18 protein-coding genes are annotated in these 23,840 nt (G+C 56.5%); 12 read left to right on the top strand and 6 right to left on the bottom strand.

Translation table 11 applies throughout. The features are described 5' to 3' along the window. Window positions 1-229: 229 nt before the first annotated feature. Window positions 230-3,919, bottom strand: coding sequence for a DEAD/DEAH box helicase (locus FBR45_RS20870; RefSeq protein WP_138505920.1), 3,690 nt, complete (start codon window positions 3,917-3,919; stop codon window positions 230-232). A 121-nt stretch (window positions 3,920-4,040) separates the two neighbouring features. Between FBR45_RS20870 and FBR45_RS20865 the strand changes: the two genes are divergently transcribed. Both FBR45_RS20865 and FBR45_RS20860 read left to right on the top strand, forming a co-directional pair. Continuing rightward, window positions 4,041-5,243, top strand: coding sequence for a parallel beta-helix domain-containing protein (locus FBR45_RS20865; protein ID WP_138505918.1), 1,203 nt, complete (start codon window positions 4,041-4,043; stop codon window positions 5,241-5,243). 94 nt (window positions 5,244-5,337) lie between these two features. Further along, a complete protein-coding gene (locus tag FBR45_RS20860; RefSeq protein WP_138505916.1) occupies window positions 5,338-6,381 on the top strand; it encodes an SO2930 family diheme c-type cytochrome in 1,044 nt (347 codons plus the stop codon). 53 nt (window positions 6,382-6,434) lie between these two features. Here FBR45_RS20860 and uvrA read toward each other — a convergent pair whose 3' ends face one another. Then, window positions 6,435-9,353 carry an excinuclease ABC subunit UvrA gene (gene uvrA / locus FBR45_RS20855; RefSeq protein WP_138505914.1) on the bottom strand — a complete coding sequence of 973 codons (2,919 nt, stop codon included), beginning with the start codon at window positions 9,351-9,353 and terminating at the stop codon, window positions 6,435-6,437. A gap of 170 nt (window positions 9,354-9,523) precedes the next feature. On the opposite strand from uvrA, the gene FBR45_RS20850 reads away from it, so the two are divergent. Beyond that, window positions 9,524-10,156: an MgtC/SapB family protein gene (locus tag FBR45_RS20850; protein ID WP_138505912.1), complete on the top strand. Its 633-nt coding sequence runs from the start codon at window positions 9,524-9,526 to the stop codon at window positions 10,154-10,156. A 122-nt stretch (window positions 10,157-10,278) separates the two neighbouring features. Next, entirely contained in the window at window positions 10,279-10,911 is a 633-nt protein-coding gene (locus tag FBR45_RS20845) for a hypothetical protein (RefSeq protein WP_138505910.1), read from the top strand. Window positions 10,912-10,984: 73 nt separating this feature from the next. Here FBR45_RS20845 and FBR45_RS20840 read toward each other — a convergent pair whose 3' ends face one another. Further along, window positions 10,985-12,037 (bottom strand): SGNH/GDSL hydrolase family protein, encoded by a 1,053-nt coding sequence (locus FBR45_RS20840; protein WP_246082327.1) that lies wholly within the window; start codon window positions 12,035-12,037, stop codon window positions 10,985-10,987. 278 nt (window positions 12,038-12,315) lie between these two features. On the opposite strand from FBR45_RS20840, the gene FBR45_RS20835 reads away from it, so the two are divergent. From FBR45_RS20835 to FBR45_RS20825, 3 genes are all read left to right on the top strand, one after another. Further along, window positions 12,316-13,431, top strand: coding sequence for an alginate O-acetyltransferase AlgX-related protein (locus tag FBR45_RS20835; protein WP_138505908.1), 1,116 nt, complete (start codon window positions 12,316-12,318; stop codon window positions 13,429-13,431). Between the two features lie 77 nt (window positions 13,432-13,508). Then, complete coding sequence (locus FBR45_RS20830; RefSeq protein ID WP_138505906.1) at window positions 13,509-14,951, top strand: MBOAT family O-acyltransferase; 1,443 nt, start codon at window positions 13,509-13,511, stop codon at window positions 14,949-14,951. A 37-nt stretch (window positions 14,952-14,988) separates the two neighbouring features. Next, window positions 14,989-16,086 carry an alginate O-acetyltransferase AlgX-related protein gene (locus tag FBR45_RS20825; protein WP_138505904.1) on the top strand — a complete coding sequence of 366 codons (1,098 nt, stop codon included), beginning with the start codon at window positions 14,989-14,991 and terminating at the stop codon, window positions 16,084-16,086. Between the two features lie 56 nt (window positions 16,087-16,142). On the opposite strand, the gene FBR45_RS20820 is transcribed toward FBR45_RS20825, so the two are convergent. Beyond that, entirely contained in the window at window positions 16,143-17,813 is a 1,671-nt protein-coding gene (locus tag FBR45_RS20820) for a GMC family oxidoreductase (protein WP_138505902.1), read from the bottom strand. Window positions 17,814-18,051: 238 nt separating this feature from the next. Here FBR45_RS20820 and FBR45_RS20815 point away from each other — a divergent pair, with 238 nt between their 5' ends. Then, on the top strand, window positions 18,052-18,861 hold the full coding sequence (locus tag FBR45_RS20815) for an SMP-30/gluconolactonase/LRE family protein (protein ID WP_138505900.1): 810 nt from the start codon (window positions 18,052-18,054) through the stop codon (window positions 18,859-18,861). A gap of 85 nt (window positions 18,862-18,946) precedes the next feature. Here FBR45_RS20815 and FBR45_RS20810 read toward each other — a convergent pair whose 3' ends face one another. Both FBR45_RS20810 and FBR45_RS20805 read right to left on the bottom strand, forming a co-directional pair. Beyond that, window positions 18,947-19,612: a phosphatidylserine decarboxylase family protein gene (locus tag FBR45_RS20810; protein ID WP_138505898.1), complete on the bottom strand. Its 666-nt coding sequence runs from the start codon at window positions 19,610-19,612 to the stop codon at window positions 18,947-18,949. A gap of 92 nt (window positions 19,613-19,704) precedes the next feature. Continuing rightward, window positions 19,705-20,979, bottom strand: coding sequence for a Glu/Leu/Phe/Val family dehydrogenase (locus FBR45_RS20805; RefSeq protein WP_171044928.1), 1,275 nt, complete (start codon window positions 20,977-20,979; stop codon window positions 19,705-19,707). 330 nt (window positions 20,980-21,309) lie between these two features. On the opposite strand from FBR45_RS20805, the gene FBR45_RS20800 reads away from it, so the two are divergent. The 4 genes from FBR45_RS20800 to FBR45_RS20785 all read left to right on the top strand — a co-directional run bounded on the left by FBR45_RS20800 (window position 21,310) and on the right by FBR45_RS20785 (window position 23,838). Then, window positions 21,310-21,696: a TraR/DksA family transcriptional regulator gene (locus FBR45_RS20800; protein WP_077922391.1), complete on the top strand. Its 387-nt coding sequence runs from the start codon at window positions 21,310-21,312 to the stop codon at window positions 21,694-21,696. A 371-nt stretch (window positions 21,697-22,067) separates the two neighbouring features. Next, a complete protein-coding gene (locus FBR45_RS20795; protein WP_138505896.1) occupies window positions 22,068-22,517 on the top strand; it encodes a phage holin family protein in 450 nt (149 codons plus the stop codon). Between the two features lie 60 nt (window positions 22,518-22,577). Further along, on the top strand, window positions 22,578-23,111 hold the full coding sequence (locus FBR45_RS20790) for a hypothetical protein (RefSeq protein ID WP_138505894.1): 534 nt from the start codon (window positions 22,578-22,580) through the stop codon (window positions 23,109-23,111). Further along, the gene (locus FBR45_RS20785; protein ID WP_138505892.1) at window positions 23,029-23,838 is read left to right on the top strand and encodes a geranylgeranylglyceryl/heptaprenylglyceryl phosphate synthase; all 810 of its coding nucleotides are present in this window, start codon (window positions 23,029-23,031) and stop codon (window positions 23,836-23,838) included. Before FBR45_RS20790 ends, FBR45_RS20785 begins: the two co-directional genes overlap by 83 nt. Window positions 23,839-23,840: the final 2 nt, after the last annotated feature.

Genomic DNA, 23,840 nt, shown 5'->3' with positions numbered 1-23,840 from the left:
CTGTCCCTGAATGATGCTACCGACACTACGCTGTGGAGGCCCTGACGGGCCATGATCGCGTGGGCAACATTCCTACCGACGCTGCGCTGTAAAGGCCCTGACGGGCCAGGGCTGATCCCGTACGTTTGCTACCCGCTACCGACGCTGCGCGGTGGAGGCCCTGACGGGCCAGGGATGGATGGCGAACACTGGAAAATAAACGCATGGTCCGATCGATGCTTAGCATGTATTATTCCAAACTAACCAGCTCCTTCAGGTCTTCGTCGCTGAGGTCGCCGATCCAGGTTTCGCCGGTTTTTACGCTGAGGTCGGCCAGTTCTTTTTTGGAACGGATCATGGCATCGATTTTTTCTTCGAGCGTGCCCTGGTTCATCAGGCGGTAAACCAGTACGTTTTTGGTTTGCCCGATCCGGAAGGCCCGGTCGGTGGCCTGAGCCTCAACGGCGGGGTTCCACCAGAGGTCATAATGGATGACGTGATTGGCCTGGGTCAGGTTCAGCCCCGTTCCCCCCGCTTTCAGGGATAGAATAAAGGTGTGGTCGGAGCGGTTGTTCTGAAACTGCTCAACCATGCGGTCGCGGTCGGGTCGGGTGGTGCCGCCGTGCAGAAACAGGGGCTCCTGCCCGAAGGCCTGCTGGATGAACTGTTGCAACAACATCCCCATCTCGTAATACTGGGTGAAAATCAGCACTTTTTCGTGGTTGGCGTAAATCGTTTCGAGCAGGTTGAGCAGCAGCGTGGCCTTGCCCGACAACGCCGGGTCGGACGGACCAGCGTTGCGATTACCCTTGGTGGCCTGTCCTTCCTTAAGGTACTGATGCGGGTGATTGCCAATCTGCTTAAGCGCCGTCATCAGCTTGAGAACCAGCCCGCGCCGGGCCATACCGTCTTTTTCTTCGATGGCCCGGATGCTCTCCTGCACAACGCTCTCGTACAAGGCCGTTTGCTCGGGTGTCAGTGAGCAGTACTGGTTGTTCTCGATTTTGTCGGGCAGGTCGCTGATGATGGTTTTGTCGGTCTTGACGCGCCGGAGCAGGAACGGGCTAGTAACGCGCCTGAACTGATCGAGCTTCTGGTGGTTGCGCTCCTGCTGAATGGGTTTGCCGAAGTCTTCGTTGAACTTAGTCAGTCCGCCGAGGTAGCCTTTGTTCACGAAATCCATGATGCTCCAGAACTCCGACAGCCGGTTTTCGACGGGCGTGCCGCTGAGCGCAATCCGGATGGGAGCCTTCAGCGATTTAACGGCTTTGGTTTGCTCGGTATCGGCATTTTTGATGTTCTGCGCTTCGTCGATAATGATCGTGGCCCAGGTCGTTTTCTTCAGCTTTTCGAGGTCGGAGCGCACCACGCCGTAGGTGGTCAGCAACAGGTCGTACGGGGCGTTTTCGGCGGGGAGTTTCCGGCCGGGACCGTGGTAGATGTGCGGCTTCAGATCGGGTGCAAACCGGGCTATTTCTTTCTGCCAGTTGGTCAGCAGTGTAGTTGGCAACACAACCAGCCCTTTCTGTTTCCTGAACCGGCCTTCCTGCCGGAACCGCAGCAGCAGCGCAATGACCTGCAGGGTTTTACCCAGGCCCATGTCGTCGGCCAGCAGGCTCCCCATACCCAGGGCCGTATTTTTCACGAGCCAGTCGTAGCCCCGCTGCTGATAGGGCCGGAGGCTGGCGTTGAGCGCGTCGGGGAGCGGCTGGGCTTCGGTATTGGTAAACTGCCGGATGATCTCCCGCACATCGTCGCCCAGGCCCAGCCGGTTTCCTTTGTATTCTTCCGACAGAGCCGCCCGCAGCATGTCGGCGCCGGTTAGTTCGGGCGGGTTGTCAAGTTGTTTATAGAGCTTATTCAGCTCGTCGGGATCGATCAGCACGTACTGGTCTTTGATCTTGACGAGCCCGGTCGAGTTGCTGACCAGCTTCTGAAACTCCTTCACGCTGACCATCTCGCTGCCCAGGGCTACCTGCCAGTCGAAGGTCAGCATATCGTCCAGGCGCATGAACGAGGGGTTCGACACCGACCCTTTGGTTTTGGGACGAAGCCGCCCGCCCGCCGTGGGCCGCACCCAATGCCGGAGCGACTTTGGCAACAGCAGCGAAATACCGAGCAGCTGCATGCGGGGCAGGGCTTCGAGCAGCACCTTCACAAACTCGTCGGGTTTGTAGAACAGCGCGTCGGGCCGGGCCCCACCGTCGGATTTGGTGAGCTGAGCCAGATCAGGAAAATGCCTCGACAAAACGAGCAAATCCTGCAAGACGGCCATCCGAATTCCCGCGTGTTTACGATCGTTCAGAATCTCATGCAGCGGAATAGGCGGAACGACCGACGGGGCCGCAGCGGCTTTTTTGGGGGATCGGCTCGGTTTTTTGGCTACATCGGCGGGGGGCGCTTCGGCAATGGCCTCGTTATCGCGGATGAGCAGGCTGACGCGGAACTCGTCGCTGAGTTCTGACTCTTCTACGGCCAGGATCGGCACAAATCGCTTGTGGGTCAGAAAGAAATCGTTCAGCCACAACTGCATGGCCAGCGGCATCTCGCGTTTTCCGAACCCTTCGAACCGAACCGTTTCAACGCCGAAGAACAAGCGATCAGCGTCTTCGAGCGGCCAGCGTTCCCATAGCTCAACGGTTGAGGCATGGATGCTTGGGCGCATGAGCAGCGAACAGAGCATCAGTACCTGTTCGCGACCGGGCAGCGCCAGCCATTCTTTCTGCCAGCGCATGGTCAGCAGCAGCGGAGGCAGCTGAGCCGCCAGCAGATCGGTCTGCTGCCGCACGGCTTCGTTGAGTGTAGCGGGCATCCATCGCACCCGGTACTGATCTTCTTTGACGCCCAGACACAGCAACTGCGGCACTACGGCACCCCGGCGCAGCAGCGCGGCCGAAAACTGATGGGCCAGATAGAGCGCCCGTACCGAATCACTCATCTCGGCAAAATCGGCTTCGGTCAGCGTATCGAGCCAGCTGGTCAGGTCGGCCAGGTCATACTCGCTAAAGGACCGCTGCTCGCCATGCTCGGTAAAGATGCCGATCTTTTTGATCTCCATCAGCTCATCGAGCTGCAGCTCGATGCTGTCGCTGGGGTCGGGATGCTCGGCGTCGGGCGCTGGCCTGGCCTGACCGTTCGGGCGGGCGTGTCGGGTAACGGAGCGGCCCCGGCCCGGCTGGTCGGCTGCGGGCTTACTGAATAGTGTATACGCTTTGGCGAGCGACTTCTTAAAATCACTTTTGGTGAAGGTAACCTCGGGCTGCAGCAGATCGAGCAGCTGATCGGCCAGGGGCGGAATGGTGCCGAAGTCGAGCAGGCTCCGGGTCGCTTCATCGGGTTTCCAGTCTTCATCGTCGGGCAGGTCGTCGGTGCCGAGGTCGCGCAGCAGCAGCACGGTCTCCATACCTCCGCTGAGCACGTCGCCCTGCTGGTCTTTCAGTTCGGCCAGGATATCGAGCCCTTTCAGCTGAAAAACCAGAAACGGATTGCGGTCAATCTCGTTGGCAATGACGTACACCACAGCTGCCAGGTGCTTACAGGGAATGGCGTAGTCGGGACACGAGCAACCCATGCCCAGATCGTCGAACGATTCGGGAAACAGGGTAATCTGGCGCGTCTGGGCAAACTGCACCAGCTCTTCGGGCAGTTGCCGGTTCAGCAGCTGCGCCAGAATAGCCGGGTTATCGCCAATTTCGGTCAGCAGCCAGTCGCGCTCCTGCCCGGTAAACAGCGGTACAGTCAGTTTTACTTTATACGGCCGGGGCTTGGTTCCCTTTACGGAAGCGCTGATCTGATTGGTATCTATTTTCAGCCCCTGTACCGCCCCTTTGTTGGCATAGGTTTTACCCCGTGGCAGCCGGTTGGCGTCGTCAATCCGGGTTAGGGCGTTGAGCCACTGCTGCCCCCACCACGTCTTGCCGTAGCTAATGCGTTCGGCCATGATTTACTTGATAGTTAGCGTATGCAATTGGGTATAAAAGTAGCAGATTCGCCCTTCGGATAGCGTAACGCTTTTTCACGTCATGGAACAGATTGCCACCAACCATATATCAACTACTTCTATGAAAACGTTGTTCGGTATCCTGATCGTTTACGCCCTGCTGGCCACTTCGGCAGTGGCCCAGCCAGCGGTCCAGAAGGCTATTCAGAAACAGCTCATCCTGAGCGACGACGGCGCTACGATTCAGCTCGACGAGGGTAGGTTCACCTTCAGCGGCAGCCTGTCGCTCGAAGACAAGAAAAACATCGTCATCCGCGGACGGGGTATGGACAAAACTATTCTGTCGTTTAAAGGGCAGACCGACGGGGCCGAGGGCTTACGCGTCAGCAACGGGCAGAACATCGTTATCGAAGACCTGACGATTCAGGATACCAAAGGTGACTGCATCAAAACGATGAATGTAAACGGCATCACCTTTCGAAACGTGAAGGTTGAGTGGACGGGCAAACCCGGCCCCACCAACGGCTCGTATGGCCTTTATCCGGTTCAGTGTCAGAACGTACTGATCGAACGCTGCACGGCCATCGGAGCCTCAGACGCGGGCATCTACGTAGGGCAGTCGAAAAACATCGTGGTGCGCCAGTGCGAAGCCCACCATAACGTAGCCGGTATCGAGATCGAGAACTCGCTGATGGCCGACGTCTACGAAAACAACGCCCACGACAATACGGGCGGCATTCTGGTCTTCGACCTGCCCGATCTGGTACAGAAACGGGGCGGCAACGTGAGGGTCTATAAAAACACGGTTCAGAACAACAACTTCGACAATTTCGCGCCCAAAGGCAACATCGTGGCGCGGGTGGCGGCCGGAACGGGTATGCTGATTCTGGCCACGAATCAGGTCGAGATTTTCGAGAACCAGATTATCAACAACAAGAGTATCGGTACGGGTATTATCAGCTACTACATGACCGAGAACCCCATTGCCGACAAAGCGTACTACCCCTACCCGACCCGTATCAGCATCCACGACAACCTGTACCGGCGGGAACGCGGCTACCCCACCCGCAAAGGCCGTATGGGTATGATGTTCCGGTTCAAGCTCAAGTTCGGCAAGGACGTACCCGATATTTTGTGGGATGGCATTACCGACACCAGCTACGCCCAACCGGCCACGATGGATATCTGCCTGCGCAACAATACAGGCGCCACGTTTGCCAATATGGACGTGGCCAATAACTTCAGGACCATTTCGCGCGATCTGTCGAAGCACAACTGCGAACTCAAGCCCCTCGCCGATGCGAAGCTAAGCCTGGGCCGGTAACCCCCACCTGAACGACGCCAGGTCGCCTTTTCTGTAGTCCCGACCGGCGTACCGGTCGGGATGACAAAACCAACAAACACTTACCCTCCGTGCTATGAAAGGTCTTCTCCTATCGATCGGTGCTTTTTTGCTGTCGGTTGCCTTTACCATCAGGCAGGATTACCCGGCTGTAGCAGCACCGGAAAGCCTCTCGGCCTGGGGCTTTTTTACGGGCAATATCGCTGATCAGCAACCGGCGGCCGGGGTTGTTCCCTATCGGCTCAACACCCCGCTGTTTTCCGATTATGCCGAAAAACTGCGGTTCGTTCGGCTACCCGCCGGCCAGTCGGTGCCGTATACGCCCGACGACGTGCTGGCTTTTCCGGTCGGTACGGTGCTGATCAAGACGTTTTATTTCCCGACCGATTTTCGCCAGCCCGACAAAGGCCGACGTTTGCTCGAGACCCGGTTGCTGGTCCACGAAGCTGCGGGCTGGAAAGCCCTCGAATACGTCTGGAACGCCGAGCAGACCGACGCCATCCTCGAAGTAGCCGGCGAGCAGACAAACGTAGCCTATACGGATGCCAGCGGCAAAAATCACCGCCAGCTTTATGTGATGCCCAACCTGAACCAGTGTAAAGGCTGTCATAACCGTAACGAAACCCTCATGCCTATTGGCCCGTCGGCGCGGCAGCTCAATGGCAACCTGACTTATGCCGACGGAGAAGCCAACCAGCTCACCTACTGGCAGCAACACGGCCTGCTGACGAATCTGCCCGCGCTGGCCAGCGTGCCGAAAACGCCGGTCTGGAACGATCCTGCAACGGGGAGCCTGGATGCGCGGGCCCGCGCCTGGCTCGACATCAACTGCGCCCACTGCCACCGCCCCGACGGACCGGCCAGCACCTCGGGCCTGAACCTGCGCCATACTGAAACGAACCCAACCGCCTGGGGAGTGCAGAAAACGCCGGTGGCGGCCGGCCGCGGCTCGGGCGGGCGTCAGTTCGATATTGTACCCGGCAAACCCGACGAGTCTATCCTTGTCTATCGGATGGAGTCGACGGACCCGGGCGTGATGATGCCCGAAGTAGCCCGCAAAGTCACCCACCGCGAAGGCGTAGCACTCGTGCGCGAGTGGATTCGGGCCATGCACCCATAAAAAAAGACGGATGAGACCATCCGTCTTTTCTACCGGGAAATAATCTGCCTGATCTAGACCTTACCGCGCAGAAAATCGGCGGTGTAGTTCTTGCCTTCGGGGAGGGCGACCATGGCTTCGGGCGTACCCGTAAACGTCACATAGCCACCCGTTTCGCCCCCTTCCGGACCCAAGTCGATGATATGGTCGGCACTCTTGATAACTTCCATGTTGTGCTCAATAATCAGGACCGAATCCCCCTGGTCGACCAGCGCGTTGATCGCCGACAGCAGCTTGCGGATGTCGTGGAAGTGCAGCCCCGTTGTTGGTTCGTCGAAGATAAACAGCGTACCGCCTTTGTTGGGATTGCCTTTACCCAGAAACGACGCCAGCTTCACGCGCTGAGCCTCGCCCCCCGAGAGCGTATTCGATGACTGGCCCAGGCCAATGTAGCCCAGCCCGACCTCCTGCAACGGCATGAGTTTATCGGCCATTTTCGGTTCGGCCTCCCGGAAAAACTCGATCGCTTCGTCGACGGTCATGTCCAGGATGTCCGATACGTTTTTGTCGCGCAGGGTCACCTCCAGGATTTCCTGCTTGAACCGATGACCTCCGCAGCCCTCACACTTGAGGTAGATGTCGGCCATGAACTGCATCTCAATCTTTACCTCGCCCTCGCCCTGACAAACCTCACAGCGACCGCCGTCGACGTTGAACGAAAAATGGCTCGGCTTGTATCCCCGCGACTTCGATACGGGCTGCTCGGCCAGGACCTGCCGGAGGTAGTCGTAGGCTTTGATATACGTAACCGGGTTAGACCGGCTCGACTTGCCAATGGGGTTCTGGTCGATCATCTCGATGGCCTGCACCCGATCGAGTGAGCCGCTCAACTCGGCGTATTTGCCAGCTTCTTCGGCCGCGTCGCCTTTGTGACGCATCAGCGCCGGGTACAGCACCTTCCGAATCAGCGTACTCTTACCCGAACCCGACACACCCGTTACGACCGTCAGCGTGTTGAGCGGAATCCGGATGTCTACGTCTTTCAGGTTGTTTTCCCGGGCGCCTTTCAGCTCGATAAAGTTCGTCGCCTTACGCCGGAAGGTCGGCACCGGCACCGTTTCGCGGCCCGTCAGGAAGTCGAGCGTATGTGACCGCAGAGCCGGGTTGGCCGGAAGCAGATGGTCAATCCCCGTCTCCAGCAAGGCATCGTTCAGCGTACCCTGAAAGACCAGATGGCCGCCCCCCGTACCGGCATCGGGACCGATGTCGATGAGCTGGTCGGCGGCCCGCATGACTTCTTCTTCATGCTCAACGACGATGACGGTATTACCCATATCGCGGAGCGATTCGAGCACGCTGACCAGCCGTTTGGTATCGCGGGGATGCAGCCCAATGCTGGGTTCGTCGAGAATGTACATCGACCCGACCAGAGCCGAGCCGAGCGAGGTTGCCAGCTTGATCCGCTGGTACTCGCCCCCCGAGAGCGAGTTAGTCAGGCGGTTGAGCGTCAGGTAACCCAGCCCAACGCGCTCCATATAATCGAGCCGGTTGCGAATTTCGATCAGGATTCGGTTAGCAACCTGCTGCTGGTGAGCGGGCAGGTCCAGCTCGCGGAAGAAAGCGGCCGTTTGGGTAATGGGCATGAGTACGAGATCCGTAATCGATTTACCCGCCACTTTTACATAGCTCGCATCCCGGCGCAGGCGCGACCCCCGACATTCGGGACAGGTTGTTTTGCCCCGGTAGCGCGACAGCATCACGCGGTACTGCACCTTGAAGGTCTGACTTTCGACGTACTGAAAAAAGGCGTTGAGCCCGTCGAAGTATTTGTTACCCGTCCAGAGCAACTCCTGCTCGGCGGGGGTCAGGTCTTTGTAGGGCCGATGGATGGGAAAGTCAAAACGAATCCCGTTCCGCAGCAGCGGCTTCAGAAACTCCTCGCTCATCTTTTCGCTCCGCCACGGCATAATAGCCCCTTCAAAGACCGACAGGTTTTTGTCGGGAATGACCAGGTCGGGATCGATACCGAGCACCTTCCCGAAGCCGTCGCACCGGCGGCAGGCGCCGTAGGGGTTGTTGAACGTAAACAGGTTTACACTCGGCTCCTCAAAGGCGATACCGTCCAGCTCAAACTTGTCGGAGAAGGTGCGCGACTCTTTACCGACCACATCGACCCGGCATACGCCATCGCCCTCGTTGAAAGCCGTTTGTACCGAGTCAGAAAAGCGGTATTGCGTATCTTCGTCGGGCTGACCCTGCTCATCGAACGTTACGGTGCCCCGGTCGATCAGGATTTCCAGAAAAGGCGGCAGCGCCGACGCGATCGTGCCATCGGCTTCGAGCAGGTCTTCGATCTGAATCACCTGCTGACCCGTCGAATCGCCATCGGCCACAATACGGGTGTAGCCTTTCTGCAGCAGGATTTTTAGTTCGTAGTCGAGCGTTCGGCCTTCGTGAATGATCAGGGGCGTCGTGATCATGACGCGCTGCGCTGCGCCATCCGGACCAGCCCCGAAGGAGAAGATGTAGTTGACCACATCGGTAACGCTATCCCGGCGCACCTCCCGGCCCGACACGGGCGAATAGGTAACACCGGCCCGCGCAAACAACAGCTTAAGGTAGTCGTAAATCTCGGTCGAGGTGCCCACGGTAGAGCGCGGGTTGCGGGTCGAGACTTTCTGTTCGATGGCGATGGCCGGCGACACCCCTTTGATGTACTCGACCTCGGGTTTTTCCATCCGGCCCAGAAACTGCCGGGCGTAGCTGCTCAGGCTTTCGACATACATCCGCTGCCCTTCGGCAAAGAGCGTATCAAACGCCAGCGATGACTTACCGGAACCCGACAGGCCCGTCAGCACCACCAACTTGTTGCGCGGAATGGCAACGTCAATTCCTTTCAGATTATGTACTTTCGCCCCTTTGATGATAATAAACTGCCGGGGGTCGAGGTGGTCAACGGAACGCAGTGGTTCGGTTTCCGTGGTTGAATTCATTCGGAGTCAGTAGGGTAAACTCTATCTAGGTTTTAACGGTTTTAGGGTCGGTTAGGTTCGGCAAAAACGAGTAATGGATAGGGGATTCCGAATAAGTCGGGGGCATTTACGCGGCCCGGCCGATCGTTACTCAGCGTGCAGGCGTATTCGTACATTTTTCACGGGATTCGATGGTTTTTTTTGAAGAAGACATACTCCGTCTGGTGGCGGCTCTGCTGGCTGGCGGGCTGATCGGGGCCGAGCGTGAATACCGCGGGAAGGCCGCCGGGTTCCGGACCATGATTATGATCTGCGTTGGCTCGGCGCTGTTTACGATGGTATCGGTGCGGATTGGCGGCAACAGTACCGATCGTATTGCGGCTAACATCGTTAACGGCATCGGATTTCTGGGCGCCGGTATCATTTTCCGGGAAGAAAACCGCGTCAAGGGCCTGACCACAGCCGCGGTAGTATGGGTCGTGTCGGCGCTGGGTATGTGTCTGGGTAGTGGTCAGTACGACATTGCGCTCACGGGCTTCGGGTTTGTGCTGGGGTCATTGCTGCTGCTGTCGGGCCTGTCCAGACGCATCAGTAAGTGGAATCAGCTACGAGAGTACAAGATTGTGACTCCGTTCCGGAACAGGACGCTGGCCCAGTACGAGAAATTCTTTGAAGAGTGTGGGCTTTCGCCTACGCGCAGTCACCAGCAGCGGATCGGTACCGAGATCATCGGATACTGGCGGGTGAGCGGGTCGGAGAAAAACCACGAGAAATGCATCAAACGGCTGCTGAACGACCCTGAAGTAAAAGAATTTACGTTCTGACCGAACGGTTAGGCCGGCAAACGAGTCATTCTGAGGGAATGCAACAGGGTCTGGCCCACCTGCGTACTATTGAACGGGCCGATTTCGTTACTAATCGTGCTGAATAGCACTTTCGCATCATCATGAATCATATCCAGAAAATACTCGTCATCGCGGCTCTGCTCAGCAGCACCGTAACCTTCGGGCAGCTTACCGAAGACCCCGAAGATCGGCGCGACCAGGGCAAAGACCCGCTCCGCACCCAGACGCCCGAAGGTCGTCCTCTCCCGTTCGGCCAGCGGCTTCGGTTTGGGGGGGGCATCAATGGCTTCCGGTTTGGCAATCCGTTCAGCCTGGGTGCATCGCCCGTTATTGCCTATCAGGCGACCGAGCGGGTGCTGGTCGGCGTAGGGGCCAGCTATACGTACACGCGTTACAAAGGCATTACCAACACCGGCGCAACGGTACCCGTCGAGACCTACAACCAGTACGGTGGCCGCGGTTTTGTGATGTACGAAGCCATTCCGTCCATTCTGCCTAACCTCTACCTGCATGGCGAAGTAGAAAATACGACCATTCAGGTGCGGTACGACCAGCTCAACCAGAAAGCCAGCCTTGGACTTACATCTCCCCTGCTGGGCCTGACCTATATGCAGCCCATCAGCCGCCGGTTTGGGGTTAACCTGACGGCGCTTTATAACCTGAATGCCAACAGCAGCGTGGCCCGGGCTATTTACGGCAGCAGTCCTTTCATTCTGCGATTGTCATTCTTCTGATCCGTCTTCTTCAGTACGCCAGCAGCCGCTATTGACCCGTCAGTAGCGGCTGCTGGCGTACTGGGGGGATCTGTTACTGGATGCTGGCCCATAACAGACTGGCTATCTGCTGCATGCCGCGATCGTTAGGGTGCCGGGCCACATCGGGGTTTTTATACTGACTGGCCATATAGTCCGGTTTATCGACCAGCGCGCTCAGGTCCGCCACCGGGTAGCCTTTTTCAGCGGCCACGCTGCGGATGATGGCGTCGGTACGCGGCTGGTTCCAGAAACTCGTTGAGCAGACAATCTTCACCGGCCCGGCGCTGGTCGCGAAGCGGGTTAGCAGGTTGCGGTAGTACGTTTCGAAACGGAGCCGGTCTACCTGGTCTTCGGCTACATTCTCGGCAATCCGCACGACAACCAGATCAGGCGCAAACCGCAGCGACTCATCCCAGTCGGCCAGGTTCATCTGTGCGTAATTCCGTTCAAAGCTGCCTCCATTCTGTAGCCTGACCACCACACTTGGCTGTAGGGCTTTGAGCCGCTGCGTCAGTAGATAGACAAAATCGTGCTGCGGAGACGAAGCGGCCATTCCGTTACTATTGAACCAACCCAACGACGGCACCGGCAAATGCTCCATGATGCTGTTGCCGATTATCAGTACCCGGTTGAAGTGCACCAAAAAGGGCCGGCTACGACGCTGCGCGGCTTTCGTACCCACCCGGATCCGGGCCAGCAGTGCGCCCCCATCCATCAGCGGAAACCGGTCACCGGCTTTCCAGTTCGCTCCCTGATCAACGGAATACTCGACAACGGACTGGGGCGGTAGCGAGTCGGCCACCAGTCGTACGGGCGTGCCTACGTACAGATTGCCCCCGTCAGGCTCGAAACGGGGGGGCGGTAGCGCCGTCAGCGTGTCTACCGAAGCCGCTGGGCTAGTCGGGGTGGTCGAGCCGGGCGTAGTCGTCGCCGGAGCGGGCGTGGTCGATACGGGTCCTGTCGATTGTGGCGGCACGGTCGTGTTCGTAGCCGGATAATCGGCCGTACAGCGGGCCATACCAACAAGCATCAACACCCCAAGCACGTATTGCTTCGGGTGCATTGGCAGCAGTCTGAGCTGGTATTTATGCGTGCTTCGATTCATATAAGCCGGGCTAACCTACTGACTTACAAGCCATATTCCTCAACGTCTATCTACCGCTCACTAAAATAAGCAACTTTTCATACCTAGCCGCTTAGTCAGGAATGGCAAAGTTATTGACACAATCGAATCTACATGAGTCGCTCTCGGTCAGCTACATGAATTGCCGTAGTCCATTACCGGGTCGCTCTACGTTACCGCTATAGCATCAATAAATTAAGTTTGTAATCATCCCGTCTTTAGGGAATAGGTCCACACTTACTTTCTTCATCCAGGCTGGTATGAGGCATCCGTTTACGCACAAGTTAATCGCTCTGTTGTTTGCCCTGTTGCTCATTCTGCCCACCGCTGATTACCTGCTGGGGCTATCGGTTTCGTTCGAAAACACCGAAAACCGACAACGGCTTCGCAGACCCGTTTTTGAGTTTCCGCACGTCATGCGGTACAAGCGCGACTTCGAGGCTTATTACAAACAAACCTTCGGCTGGCGCGATGCCCTGTTTCAGCTATACAGCCGCTGGAAACTGTTTGTGCTGGGCCAGTCGCCCCTGCCCGAAAAAGTAGTCATCGGCCGACAAGGCTGGTTTTTTCTGGGGAACAGCGAAAACAGAATCATGGATCAGCACCGGGGCCTGCTTCCCTGGCCCGCCGATTCGCTGACGAACCTGCTGACCCACCTGAACCATCGGCAAGCCGAACTGGGCCGCTATCACAGCCAGCTGATTGTTGTTATTCCGCCCGATGCCCAGTCTGTTTACAGCGAGTACCTGCCCGAGCAACTGGTCAATACCCACCGACCGTCCCGTCTGGATGTGTTGCACCGCCACATCAGCCGTTTGCCGGGTATTCACTTCATTGACCTGCGCGATACCCTGCAAGCCGCCAAGCGACGCTATCAGCTGTACTACCAGACTGATACGCACTGGAACAACGTCGGTTCGCTGGTTAGCTGTGCGGCTCTGATGAAACATCTGCACCGCCTGAACGCGCGGCTGCCTGTCGTGGACTCGTCAACCTATACCATCACGCCATCGCCCGGTTTTGGGGGCGATCTGGTGCGTATGATCGGGTTGCAGCAGCGCATTAAAGATCCGTTGTATTATAACGTGCAGCGCACCGACGGCCGCAGCCTGCCGCCCCCCGATACCTTATCCCAACGCTACGGATCGCCCTACCCCATTCTGCGGTTTACCGGAACGGACTGTAGCCAGCCGCGGCTGCTCTTCGTTGGCGACTCGTTCAGTTTGTTTGTCATGCAATACTTACCCCACTATTTTGGTGAGTCAATTTTTGTACGCGACTGTCGGCTCGACGCCCGTTTGCTCAATGCGGTGAAGCCTGATATTGTGGTATTTGAAGTCGTAGAACGAAACATTAATTTGCTGTCGCAGCTCTAGCTACCTACGCCTTTCGGGCCTAGTTTTGGCAAGACGCTACCCAATAGTCTACCTTTGCCACAAATTATATTCGCCTGATGCTGTTCAGTTCCGCGATTTTTCTGTTTCTGTACCTTCCTTTTTTCCTCATCGCCTATTACCTGACGCCCCGCCGTTGGAAAAATGCGTTGTTGTTTGGGGCTAGTCTGCTGTTCTATGCCTGGGGCGAAGGACCGGTGGTGCTGGTACTGCTGGTGTCGGCGGCTATCAACTTTCTGGCTGGCCGGCTGATCGAAGCCGGCCAGCGCCGGGCGGGGCTGCTGCTCTCGCTGGCAGGAAGCCTGTCGCTGCTGTTTTATTACAAGTACACCAACTTTCTGGTCGATTCGGTCCGGGGTTTCGCCGAAGCGTTTGCCATGCCGGTTTCGGACAGCCTCACCCTGGCTCAGATTGCGCTGCCGATCGGCATCAGCTTTTATACCTTTCAGGGCATTTCCTACACGCTCGATATCTACTGGGGTCGTATTCGGGCCAACCGCAGCTTTCTCGATTACGGTACCTACGTAGCCATGTTTCCGCACCAGATTGCGGGGCCCATCGTTCGCTATGCCGATATAGCCCCCGAGTTGACCGACCGCAGCGTGACGCTCGAAAAGTTCGGGGTCGGTGCCGAACGATTCATTATCGGGCTGGCCAAGAAAGTGCTGCTGGCCAACACGTTCGCCAGCCTGGCCGACACCATCTTCAACGCGCCCCCCGACAGTTACCCGGCCGCAACGGCCTGGCTCGGCATCGTGGCCTATTCGCTGCAGATCTATTTCGACTTTTCGGGCTATTCGGACATGGCCATCGGACTCGGCAAGATGGTCGGTTTCGATTTTAAGGAGAACTTCAACTACCCATACATTGCGCGTTCCATTCAGGATTTCTGGCGTCGCTGGCATATCTCGCTGTCGAGCTGGTTCCGCGATTACCTGTATATTCCGCTGGGCGGGAACCGGGGCAGTAAAGCCCGTACGTACCGTAACCTGCTGATTGTGTTCTTCGTGACGGGTTTGTGGCACGGCGCCAGTATGAACTTCATTATCTGGGGTCTGTACCACGGCCTTTTTCTGCTCATCGAGCGGGCTGGTCTGGCCCGGCGACTCGATCGCGCGCCGGCGCTGGTGGGTCATGTCTACACGCTGATGGTGGTGCTGGTAGGCTGGGTTTTCTTCCGGGCGGCTGACCTGAACTCGGCCATGGCGTATCTGGGCAAGATGCTGGGGCTGGTACCGGCGGCTAAGTCGGTGGCTTATCCGCTCAGCTATTTCATCAACGCCGAACTGCTGGTGTCGCTGGGGCTGGGGTTCATCCTGGCCACGCCGGTCTATCATAGTTTCCAGAACGTATGGCGACGGCTTCTGACGCGGCTGGCTACAAACTGGGCGCGCCTGACCCTGGATACGGCCTATGTACTGGGACTGGTCGGTCTGTTCGTTATGGCAGTAGCATATCTGGCTGCCGACACCTATAATCCATTTATTTATTTCAGGTTCTAGGCCATTTGCCGAGACTCCAGGAACCAGTATCGCTCGTATGAACGCCCGTTTCAGACTACTTTGTTTTGTTTTTGCCGGCCTGCTGCTGCTCCCCTCGCTCGATCAGGTGCTGGGGTTGTCTTCCCGCTTTAGCAGTACCGAAAATCGGGCAATCAGTGGTATCCCCCCGCTCAACTTTCCGCACGTCCGGAGTTTTGTGCGCCAGTTTGACCGCTATTACAAAGAGAATTTCGGCTGGCGGAATGCGCTGTTCTATGGTTACAGCCGCTGGAAGCTAAACCTGCTGGGTCAATCGCCCCTGCCCGAAAAAGTGGTTGTCGGCAAAAATGGCTGGTTTTTTCTCGGCAATAGCTACAACCGCGTGGTTGATCAGCACCGGGGCCTGCAGCCGCTCTCGCCCGACTCGGCCCGCTACATGGCCCGTCACCTCGCACAGCGCCAGCAGGAACTGGCCCGGCAGGGCATCCGGCTGTACGTACTCATCGCACCCGATTCTCATTCGATTTACCCGGAAAACCTGCCCGATCACCTGCAACCCGCCCCCGGCCCAACCCGTCTGGACGTATTGCGGGAGGCCGTTTCGGCAACCAGCGTTCCCTTTGTCGATATTCGCGATACGCTGCGGGCCGAGAAAGGCCGACACGTTGTGTATTACCAGACCGATACGCACTGGAACGACTACGGCACCCTGATTGGCAGCGCGGCCCTGCTCAACCGCATCCGGCAGGATCAGCCGACCCGCCCCCCTATTCTACTGAGCGATTTCCGCATCGAGAAACAACGCGGAGGGGGTGGTGATCTGGTAACGATGATGACGGTACAGAACGAGCGGAAAGACGAAGTCTTTTATTACATTCAGCCGAACGCCAACCGGGTAGCCCGTCAGACGGCCACCGTACCAAACCCGGCGTCTGGTTTCCCGTCTACGCGCTTCACCGGGCCGGGTGTTGGCCGGTTGCTGTTCATTGGCGACTCGTTCAGCCACAGCATGATGCCGTTTATGGCCGCTTACTTTCAGGAATCGTTTTTCGTACGCGACAAGAAGCTGGACACCAGCCTCGTTAGCGCAGAGCGCCCCGACATCGTAGTCGTCGAAGTCGTGGAGCGCAACATCAGCAACCTGGCCAACTTGTAGAGACGCGATCGCGCACCGGCCTTCGCGTTTCATACGCGCTAGCCCCTAACGCACCGCTACAGCCGGTCTGTGGGCATCGCGGCCCGGCTGTGGATAGCCGACAGCGCGTCGGGCTCGTATCCCAGGATCAGATCAGCCCCTTTCTCGGCAATCATAATCGTGGGGGCGTTGGTATTGCCCGACACAATGGTTGGCATAACCGATGCATCGATGACGCGCAGCCCGCCAATACCCCGAACCTGAAGATCGGCGTCGACAACGGCCATCTCGTCGGTTCCCATCCGGCACGTACCCACCGGGTGATATACCGTTTCGAGCTGCTGTAGGATATGCGCCCAGATCACATCGTCTGAGCTGCCGGCCGTCAGATGTACCCGCTGCCGAAAAGGCCCGAACGCATCGGCCTGTTTGATCTCCAGCGCCTGCCGAACGCCCTGGATCAGTACACGCCGGTCGTCTTCGTGGGTCAGGTAGTTCGGCTGAATCACGGGCGCGTCGAGCGGGTTAGCCGAGCGCAGGCCGATATAGCCCCGGCTTTTGGGCAGCAGCAGCGTTGGCAGAACGATATACCCGTCGGTGGTAGGCCAGGTTGACAGATCATACATATCGGCCGTGTACGAATCGCCCATGTGTACGGGCGCAAAATGAAATTGCATATTAACCCGGTCAAGCGTTGGCTCAGTCCGGACAAACGCCACCGCTTCGAGCGGGCTAATACTGAGCGGGCCCTTCTTCGACAGGAGCCAGGTTCCCAGCGCCTTGAGCTGGTTGAGCGGTTTGAGGTGAAAATTGGACGAAACGCCCCGCTGCGACGCCAGGCTGCTCACCCCCGTAAATAAATGATCCTGCAGGTTTTGCCCAACTCCGGGCAGCTCTTTCTTCAACGCCACCCCCGCCTGCCGCAGCGCGTCGGCAGGCCCGATTCCCGACAGCATCAGCAGCTGGGGCGATTGATATGCGCCAGCCGACAGAATAACCTCCTGCCGGGCCATTGCGGTCTGTGTCCTGTTTTTTCCCGTAATAAACTCGACACCCGTGGCGCGGTCGTTGGTGATCAGTACCTGTTTTGTGTGGGCCCTGGTAATAACCGTGAGGTTGGGTCGGCTCATTACGGGTTTCAGAAACGCCGTTGCGGCACTATGGCGCTTCCCGTTTTTGATCGTAAACTGCAGCAGGCCCGCTCCTTCCTGCTCGGCCCCATTACAGTCGGGATTGGCCCGGATACCGACCTGCCCACAGGCGTCTACGAATGCCCGGGCTAGCGGGGTCTGAAAGCCAGTCGCAAAAGTAACATTGAGAGGGCCGTGCGCGCCGTGATACCGCTCGTCGAGCTGATCAATCTGTTCATTGAATTCGGAGCGGATGAAATACGGCAGCACGTTTTCATACCCCCAGCCCGTATTGCCCAGTGCCGCCCAGTCGTCGTAATCGCGTCGGTTGCCCCGTACGTAGGCCATGGCGTTGGTCGATGAGCAGCCACCCAGGGTCTTTCCGCGAGGCTGGTACATGCGCCGTCCGTTCAGCGCCGACTGAGGCTCGGTCCAGAAGCCCCAGTCAACGGCAGTACCATGCAGTTTGGAGTACGCAGCCGGAATCTGTAACTCAAATTTAGTGTCGGGCCCGCCAGCTTCCAGCAGTAGCACCGACACCGTCGGGTCGGCCGATAGCCGATTGGCCAGCACGCAGCCTGCCGAACCGGCTCCCACAATAATATAGTCGTATGTCATGGCAAGAACGTCTTCATAATACCATAAAGATACAAGTATTTCAACGAATAATACAGACAAAGCTTGCCATTGTACGGTGAATACAATCTAGCAAAAGGGGCTACTTACTTATTGGTCTATCAAATAAATAGAATATGAAAACAAAATAGCAGCCAGTGTATTATATGAACATTGTCTATACCAGACACCGACGCTATTGGGTCGGCCACAACTTTACTCCTACTCAACAACCGATGACATGGACAGTGTACGAGTATTAGCAACAGGATTACGGTTTCCGGAAGGGCCAACTTTCGACGATTCGGGATGTCTCTGGTGCGTAGAACAGGCGGGTGAAGGGTTGTTTTGCCGTGATAAAGACGGCAGTACCATGCGTGTTCATACCGGCGGGCGCCCCAATGGCGCTGTTTTCCGGGATGGTTTCATCTGGTTCTGCGATTCCGGTCAGCAGGCCATCCGACGAATGAACGTCGACACCAAACTGATTGATACTGCCCTGAGCGAGCTTGACGGAAAGCCGCTCAACATGCCCAACGATCTGCTGTTCGACGCGCAGGGCAATTTGATTTTCTCCTGCCCGGGTCCGCCAGACGATGAGCAGCTTGGTTACGTGGCGGTGCTGGACCCCAGGGGTCATGCCGAAGTAATTACCGATGGGCTGATGTATCCGAACGGGCTGGCGCTGCTCAACACCAGCATACCTACCCTGCTCATTGCCGAGACCCACCGCCACCGCATCTGGAGCGGCTTCTGGGACCCTATCGGCCTAAGCTGGGAAACAATCCGGGTATGGGCCGTCGTTACGGAGGCTCCTGCTGACGAACCGATTCCCGGTCCCGACGGGATGACGCTGGGGCCCGATGGTTTCATCTACACGGCCGTGTTCGGCTCGGGACTTATCCGGGTCTTTTCGTCCGAGGGCGAGTTTATTCGCGATCTCCAGTTGCCCGGCGCCAACCCAACCAACTGCACCTTCGACCCCTCGGGCGAGCTGGGCCTGATCGTGACCGAAAGCGAGCGGGGCGAGTTACTCAGCGTACAAATCTGAGAACATAAAACAGGGTCAGCAAAAGCGGGAAAGCCATAATGGCTTTCCCGCTTTTGCTGACCCTGCCTAATTGGTAGGCTGACTGTTAATCCTTCAGTTCTGCCAGAACGGTAACGCCCCCTTTGGTACGTTCGCCAATGCTGACTTTAACATCGGCATCGAGCGGAAGAAACACATCGACCCGCGATCCGAATTTGATAAAGCCCATTTCCTGGCCCTGCTCAACGGGCTGACCTTCTTTTACGTACCACCGGATACGACGAGCCACCGCACCGGCAATCTGCCGAAACAGCACCTCGACGCCGTTTTTAGCCTGAATGACAATGGTTGTGCGTTCGTTTTCCGTACTGGACTTTGGATGCCAGGCCACCAGGTATTTACCAGGATAGTATTTGAAGTACCGCACAACGCCCGACACCGGATTACGGTTGACGTGTACGTTCAGGGGCGACATAAAAATGGAAATCTGCCGCCGGCGCTCCTTGAAATACTCGCTTTCTTCGGTTTCCTCAATAACGACGATTGTCCCATCGGCCGGAGCGATGATCTGGGCGTCGTGCAGCGTCAGCGTACGGTTGGGCACCCGGAAGAACTGGACAATCAGCCCAAACAGGATCAGGCTGGCTACCGCCAGCAGCACGATGGCCAGGCTGTTGTCAGAAAACAGATAAAAGTAAGCCAGCAAATTCAGGGCCAGCAAAACCAGCCCCGTTGTCAGCATTATGGTGTACCCTTCCCGGTGTAAACGCATCGTTAACGTGTGTAATGTATACTGAATAATGGATCAGCCCCCTGTAACAACGGGCAAAATTAGGCATTATGCCGTATACATGCTGTTCCGAATTAATATCCTCCCCGGAACTTATAGGTACTCGCCACTTTATCGATGGCTACGATGTAGGCGGCCAGCCGCATAGGCACCTGGTATTTCTGCGACGTTTCGAACACCCGGTCAAACGCATCTTTCATGACGCGGTCGGCCCGGCGGTTGATGCGGTCCAGGGTCCATTTGTAGCCGATGCGGTTCTGCACCCATTCGAAATAGGATACCGTTACGCCCCCGGCATTGGCCAGAATATCGGGCACAACCAGAATACCCTTGCTGTTGATAATCTCGTCGGCCGAAGCGGAAGTTGGGCCATTGGCGCCTTCTACGATCATTTTGGCCTGAATTGACCCGGCATTATCGTCGGTGATGACGTCTTCTTTAGCGGCCGGCACCAGAACATCGACGGGCAGCGAGAGCAATTCTTCGTTGGTGATCTTTTCGGCTCCGCTGAATCCGTCGAGCGTACCCTTGTTGGCATTGCGGTACGTCACAGCCGCCGTAATGTCGATACCCGACGCGTTGTAATAGCCACCCGAAATATCGCTGACAGCCACCACCGTAACGCCCCGCTCGTGGAGCAGTTCGGCCGCAAACGAGCCTACGTTTCCAAAACCCTGGATGGCGGCCGTTGTCCGGTAGGGATTCATCCGCAGTTTATCCATGGCCGACAGCGCGGCTACGGTGACCCCACGGCCCGTTGCTTCGGTGCGCCCCAGCGAGCCGCCCAGTACGAGTGGCTTACCCGTCACGACGCTGTTTACGGTCATACCCTTGGCTTTCGAGTATTCGTCCACCATCCAGGCCATTTCGCGGGGGCCGGTACCCATGTCGGGCGCCGGAATATCGCGGTCGGGTCCGATTACGTCGAGCATCGCTACGGTATACTGCCGGATCAGGCGTTCGATCTCGCCCGCCGACATCTCGCGAGGGTTGCAGGCGATACCGCCCTTGCCCCCACCGTAGGGAATGTCAACAACGGCACATTTCCAGGTCATCCAGGCCGCCAGCGCCCTTACCTCATCGAGGTGAACGCCGGGGTCGAGCCGGATACCACCCTTGGCCGGACCGAGGATGTTGGAGTGAATAACGCGGTATCCTTCAAACACTTTGATGCTCCCGTTATCCATCGTAACGGGCAGCCCTACAATTACCTGACGGGCAGGCACTTTAAGAATATCGTACATCTCGTCTGATATACCCAGCATTCGCGCGGCAGCGTCGAAGCGGGACATCATGGACTCCAGTGGATTCTCTTTATCTTTTATCGGTGCTGGTTCAATATATGCCATGGCCATGCGGTTCATTCTGTCTTTAAACGAAAAATACAATGAAGTGTCGCGCAAACTTAATAAATAGGCGATTACATTATCAAAAGTATATTTTTTCCCAAATTAGTCTAAAAATCACAATCCACATAAACAGGTTCGTTCTTGAATAGGGGCCAAATTCTTTTTTAATGAACGCAATCACCACCAAAGATTCATTCGAAATTTTGTCAATTTCCAGTTTACTAATTTTCCAAAAAAACGACCGTAATATAAGTCTCATATTGAAAAAACGGCCGCAAAGCGTTAATTTTGCAGTCAGTTGCACGTGCCCCATCTAACATAGTCCTTACTATGGTTCAAGAAGAGAAAAAACGATATTCGGAAGAAGATCTGAAGGAGTTTGAGGAACTCATTGGTCAGAAGCTGGACGCCACCCGTAGCGAGTTAAATTACATCAAGGAAACGCTCAGCAAACGGAACGACAGCGGCACCGACAATACATCTGGCAACTCAAAACTGCTTGAAGATGGTGCTGACACCAGCGAACGCGAAAACCTCAGCCAGCTGGCCGCCCGTTTGCAGAAATTCATCCAGCAGCTCGAGGCCGCTATGGTCCGGATTAAAAACGGCACGTATGGCATCTGCAAAGACACGGGCAAGCTGATTCCTAAGGAGCGGCTGCGGGCCGTTCCGCACACCCAACAAACGATTGAAGCCAAGCTACGGCAATCGAACTAACGGCTCAGTCGCCGATATGCCGTTTCTAGTCATTCGCATCAACGACTTCAACGCAAACAGCCCCGGAGGTGAGTCTCCGGGGCTGTTTGCGTTTATGACTCAACGTAGATCAGCCGGTATGGGTATTTTTTCTACAATCCTGTGTCCATTTGGCAACCCAGTTTACCAAACCCGTTCGTAAGCTCCGGCCCGGGCAGCGCGCAGCGAGTCGGATTTCTTCAGCACCTACTACCGCTAAAATCAGCCCAGCTTCCGGCAAATGAAGCCCCTTTGCAGCCACATTCATAGTTGACTGTTCAGACCCTCTGTTTTTTAAACAAAATGGACGCTTTTTTGTAGATACCCCATAGTGAAAACTAATAAACAAGATCATGCTGGAGCGCTTAGAGGAAATTCGGGAGAATATATTCCGCTACCTGGAAGCTCGTATTGAGTTATTTACACTTGAAACGCGCAGTAAAGTGGAGGAGGGAGTTGTGGTGGGTATTCACGGCATCGTACTAGCCCTGCTGGCCACTATGACAACCATCTTTTTGTTCAGTCTGCTGGCTGCCTACCTCAATGAGGTAACCAACAGCCGGTACCTGGGCTTTTTGATTGTTGCTGGCTTCTTCCTGCTGATGACGATTATCTGGCTGGCCGCTAAAGACTTTTTTAAGTCGAAAATCCGGGTGGCCGCTTATAGCGCCATCAAGAAAAGCCAGGAGAAAAAGAAAGAAGAAAAGTCAGAAGCGGTTGAAGAGCTGATGGCGCAGACGCGCACAGCGATTGGCGGTGGCGGTAGCCTTGGCGAAAATCAGTCGTCACCCCGAGCCTACTGACAGGCAGGCGTTTAGCCTGTTGTTTTTTACAGATTAATACAATAACTCAAGCGTAAACTAATGGAAGATCCTAAAGTACCATTTGCCGACACAACCGCCCGCCGGGCCCAACTGATGGCTGCTACCGAGCGGTTCAAAGATTCAATCACTGATAGCGTTGACTCCATCAAAGGCGACGCAACCGAGCTGGGCCGGACGGCTGCATTTGTTGCAGGTGCCGCTTTAGCCGTATATTTGGTTGTTAATGCGGTACTGCCTAAGTCGGACGAATACCGGTATGCCGAGAAATACGGTGAGCCGGAAGATCGCGATTATGACGATGAGGACGATTCATACGGCGAGGACTTGGAGGCAGCTGCGCCGTCAACGCGGAAGGCAGTAAAAAAACACGCAAAAGAAACGCAAAAAGCAGCGGCCGCAAGCGGATTGATCGGAGGTCTGGTAACGTCGGTACTGACCAACATTGCCCGCGAGCAGTTAATGGGTTTTTTAGCCCGCATCCGTCAGAATAATGCCATCAACCCCACCGCCGATCCAACGCAATACCACGAAAAGGCAACCAGTCAGCCTGCTAGATACACTCCGGCGTCATAAAACGTCGGGACAAAAGTCGCTGGCCGTCCTGCTCGACCCCGATAAGGTCGAGCAGGACGCGCTTATAGCCCTGCTCCAGCGGGCGGGCACTTATCCCATCGATTTCTTTCTGGTTGGGGGCAGTCTGGTAACCGATTACCGACATGCCGAAGTGATCAGCACCTTGCGGGCTTACTCGCCTGTTCCTGTGGTGCTGTTTCCGGGCAACTCGCTGCATATCGAGCCCACCGCCGACGCCATCCTGTTTCTCTCGCTCATCTCCGGGCGTAATCCCGAGTTTCTGATTGGTCAGCACGTCATTGCGGCCCCACTGCTCAGAAAGAGCGGTCTCGAAGTACTGCCAACGGGCTATATGCTAGTCGACAGCGGAGCACAGACCACGGTTTCCTACATCAGCGGTACCATGCCGCTTCCTGCCGATAAACCCGGCGTGGCTGCCTGTACAGCTATGGCCGGCGAGATGCTGGGGCTTCAACTGATGTATCTGGACGCGGGTAGTGGCGCACGCCGACCCGTCTCGCCCGATATGATTGCGGCCGTTCGGTCCGTTGTTGATGTGCCGATTATTGTGGGAGGAGGTATCAACTCGGGCGAGAAAGCCTATAACGCCCTCAAAGCCGGAGCCGATCTGATCGTTGTCGGCAACGGGATAGAACAGGACCCCGACCTGTTACCTCAACTGTCGGCCGTTGTGCGGGAAATTAATCAGTCGGTCTTACAAGCTTAATC

Source organism: Spirosoma lacussanchae (genome assembly GCF_005870035.1).
GTDB classification, from domain to species: domain Bacteria; phylum Bacteroidota; class Bacteroidia; order Cytophagales; family Spirosomataceae; genus Spirosoma; species Spirosoma lacussanchae.
The sequence above is the reverse complement of the archived record's forward strand: the minus strand, read 5'-3'. Positions and strand labels throughout refer to the sequence as shown.

Bases quoted from the DNA above. Each gene is read 5' to 3' on its own strand.
- FBR45_RS20870 (WP_138505920.1), bottom strand. From the start codon at position 3,919: ATGGCCGAACGCATTAGCTACGGCAAGACGTGGTGGGGGCAGCAGTGG.
- FBR45_RS20865 (WP_138505918.1), top strand. From the start codon at position 4,041: ATGAAAACGTTGTTCGGTATCCTGATCGTTTACGCCCTGCTGGCCACT.
- FBR45_RS20860 (WP_138505916.1), top strand. From the start codon at position 5,338: ATGAAAGGTCTTCTCCTATCGATCGGTGCTTTTTTGCTGTCGGTTGCC.
- uvrA (WP_138505914.1), bottom strand. From the start codon at position 9,353: ATGAATTCAACCACGGAAACCGAACCACTGCGTTCCGTTGACCACCTC.
- FBR45_RS20850 (WP_138505912.1), top strand. From the start codon at position 9,524: ATGGTTTTTTTTGAAGAAGACATACTCCGTCTGGTGGCGGCTCTGCTG.
- FBR45_RS20845 (WP_138505910.1), top strand. From the start codon at position 10,279: ATGAATCATATCCAGAAAATACTCGTCATCGCGGCTCTGCTCAGCAGC.
- FBR45_RS20840 (WP_246082327.1), bottom strand. From the start codon at position 12,037: ATGAATCGAAGCACGCATAAATACCAGCTCAGACTGCTGCCAATGCAC.
- FBR45_RS20835 (WP_138505908.1), top strand. From the start codon at position 12,316: ATGAGGCATCCGTTTACGCACAAGTTAATCGCTCTGTTGTTTGCCCTG.
- FBR45_RS20830 (WP_138505906.1), top strand. From the start codon at position 13,509: ATGCTGTTCAGTTCCGCGATTTTTCTGTTTCTGTACCTTCCTTTTTTC.
- FBR45_RS20825 (WP_138505904.1), top strand. From the start codon at position 14,989: ATGAACGCCCGTTTCAGACTACTTTGTTTTGTTTTTGCCGGCCTGCTG.
- FBR45_RS20820 (WP_138505902.1), bottom strand. From the start codon at position 17,813: ATGACATACGACTATATTATTGTGGGAGCCGGTTCGGCAGGCTGCGTG.
- FBR45_RS20815 (WP_138505900.1), top strand. From the start codon at position 18,052: ATGGACAGTGTACGAGTATTAGCAACAGGATTACGGTTTCCGGAAGGG.
- FBR45_RS20810 (WP_138505898.1), bottom strand. From the start codon at position 19,612: ATGCGTTTACACCGGGAAGGGTACACCATAATGCTGACAACGGGGCTG.
- FBR45_RS20805 (WP_171044928.1), bottom strand. From the start codon at position 20,979: ATGGCATATATTGAACCAGCACCGATAAAAGATAAAGAGAATCCACTG.
- FBR45_RS20800 (WP_077922391.1), top strand. From the start codon at position 21,310: ATGGTTCAAGAAGAGAAAAAACGATATTCGGAAGAAGATCTGAAGGAG.
- FBR45_RS20795 (WP_138505896.1), top strand. From the start codon at position 22,068: ATGCTGGAGCGCTTAGAGGAAATTCGGGAGAATATATTCCGCTACCTG.
- FBR45_RS20790 (WP_138505894.1), top strand. From the start codon at position 22,578: ATGGAAGATCCTAAAGTACCATTTGCCGACACAACCGCCCGCCGGGCC.
- FBR45_RS20785 (WP_138505892.1), top strand. From the start codon at position 23,029: ATGCCATCAACCCCACCGCCGATCCAACGCAATACCACGAAAAGGCAA.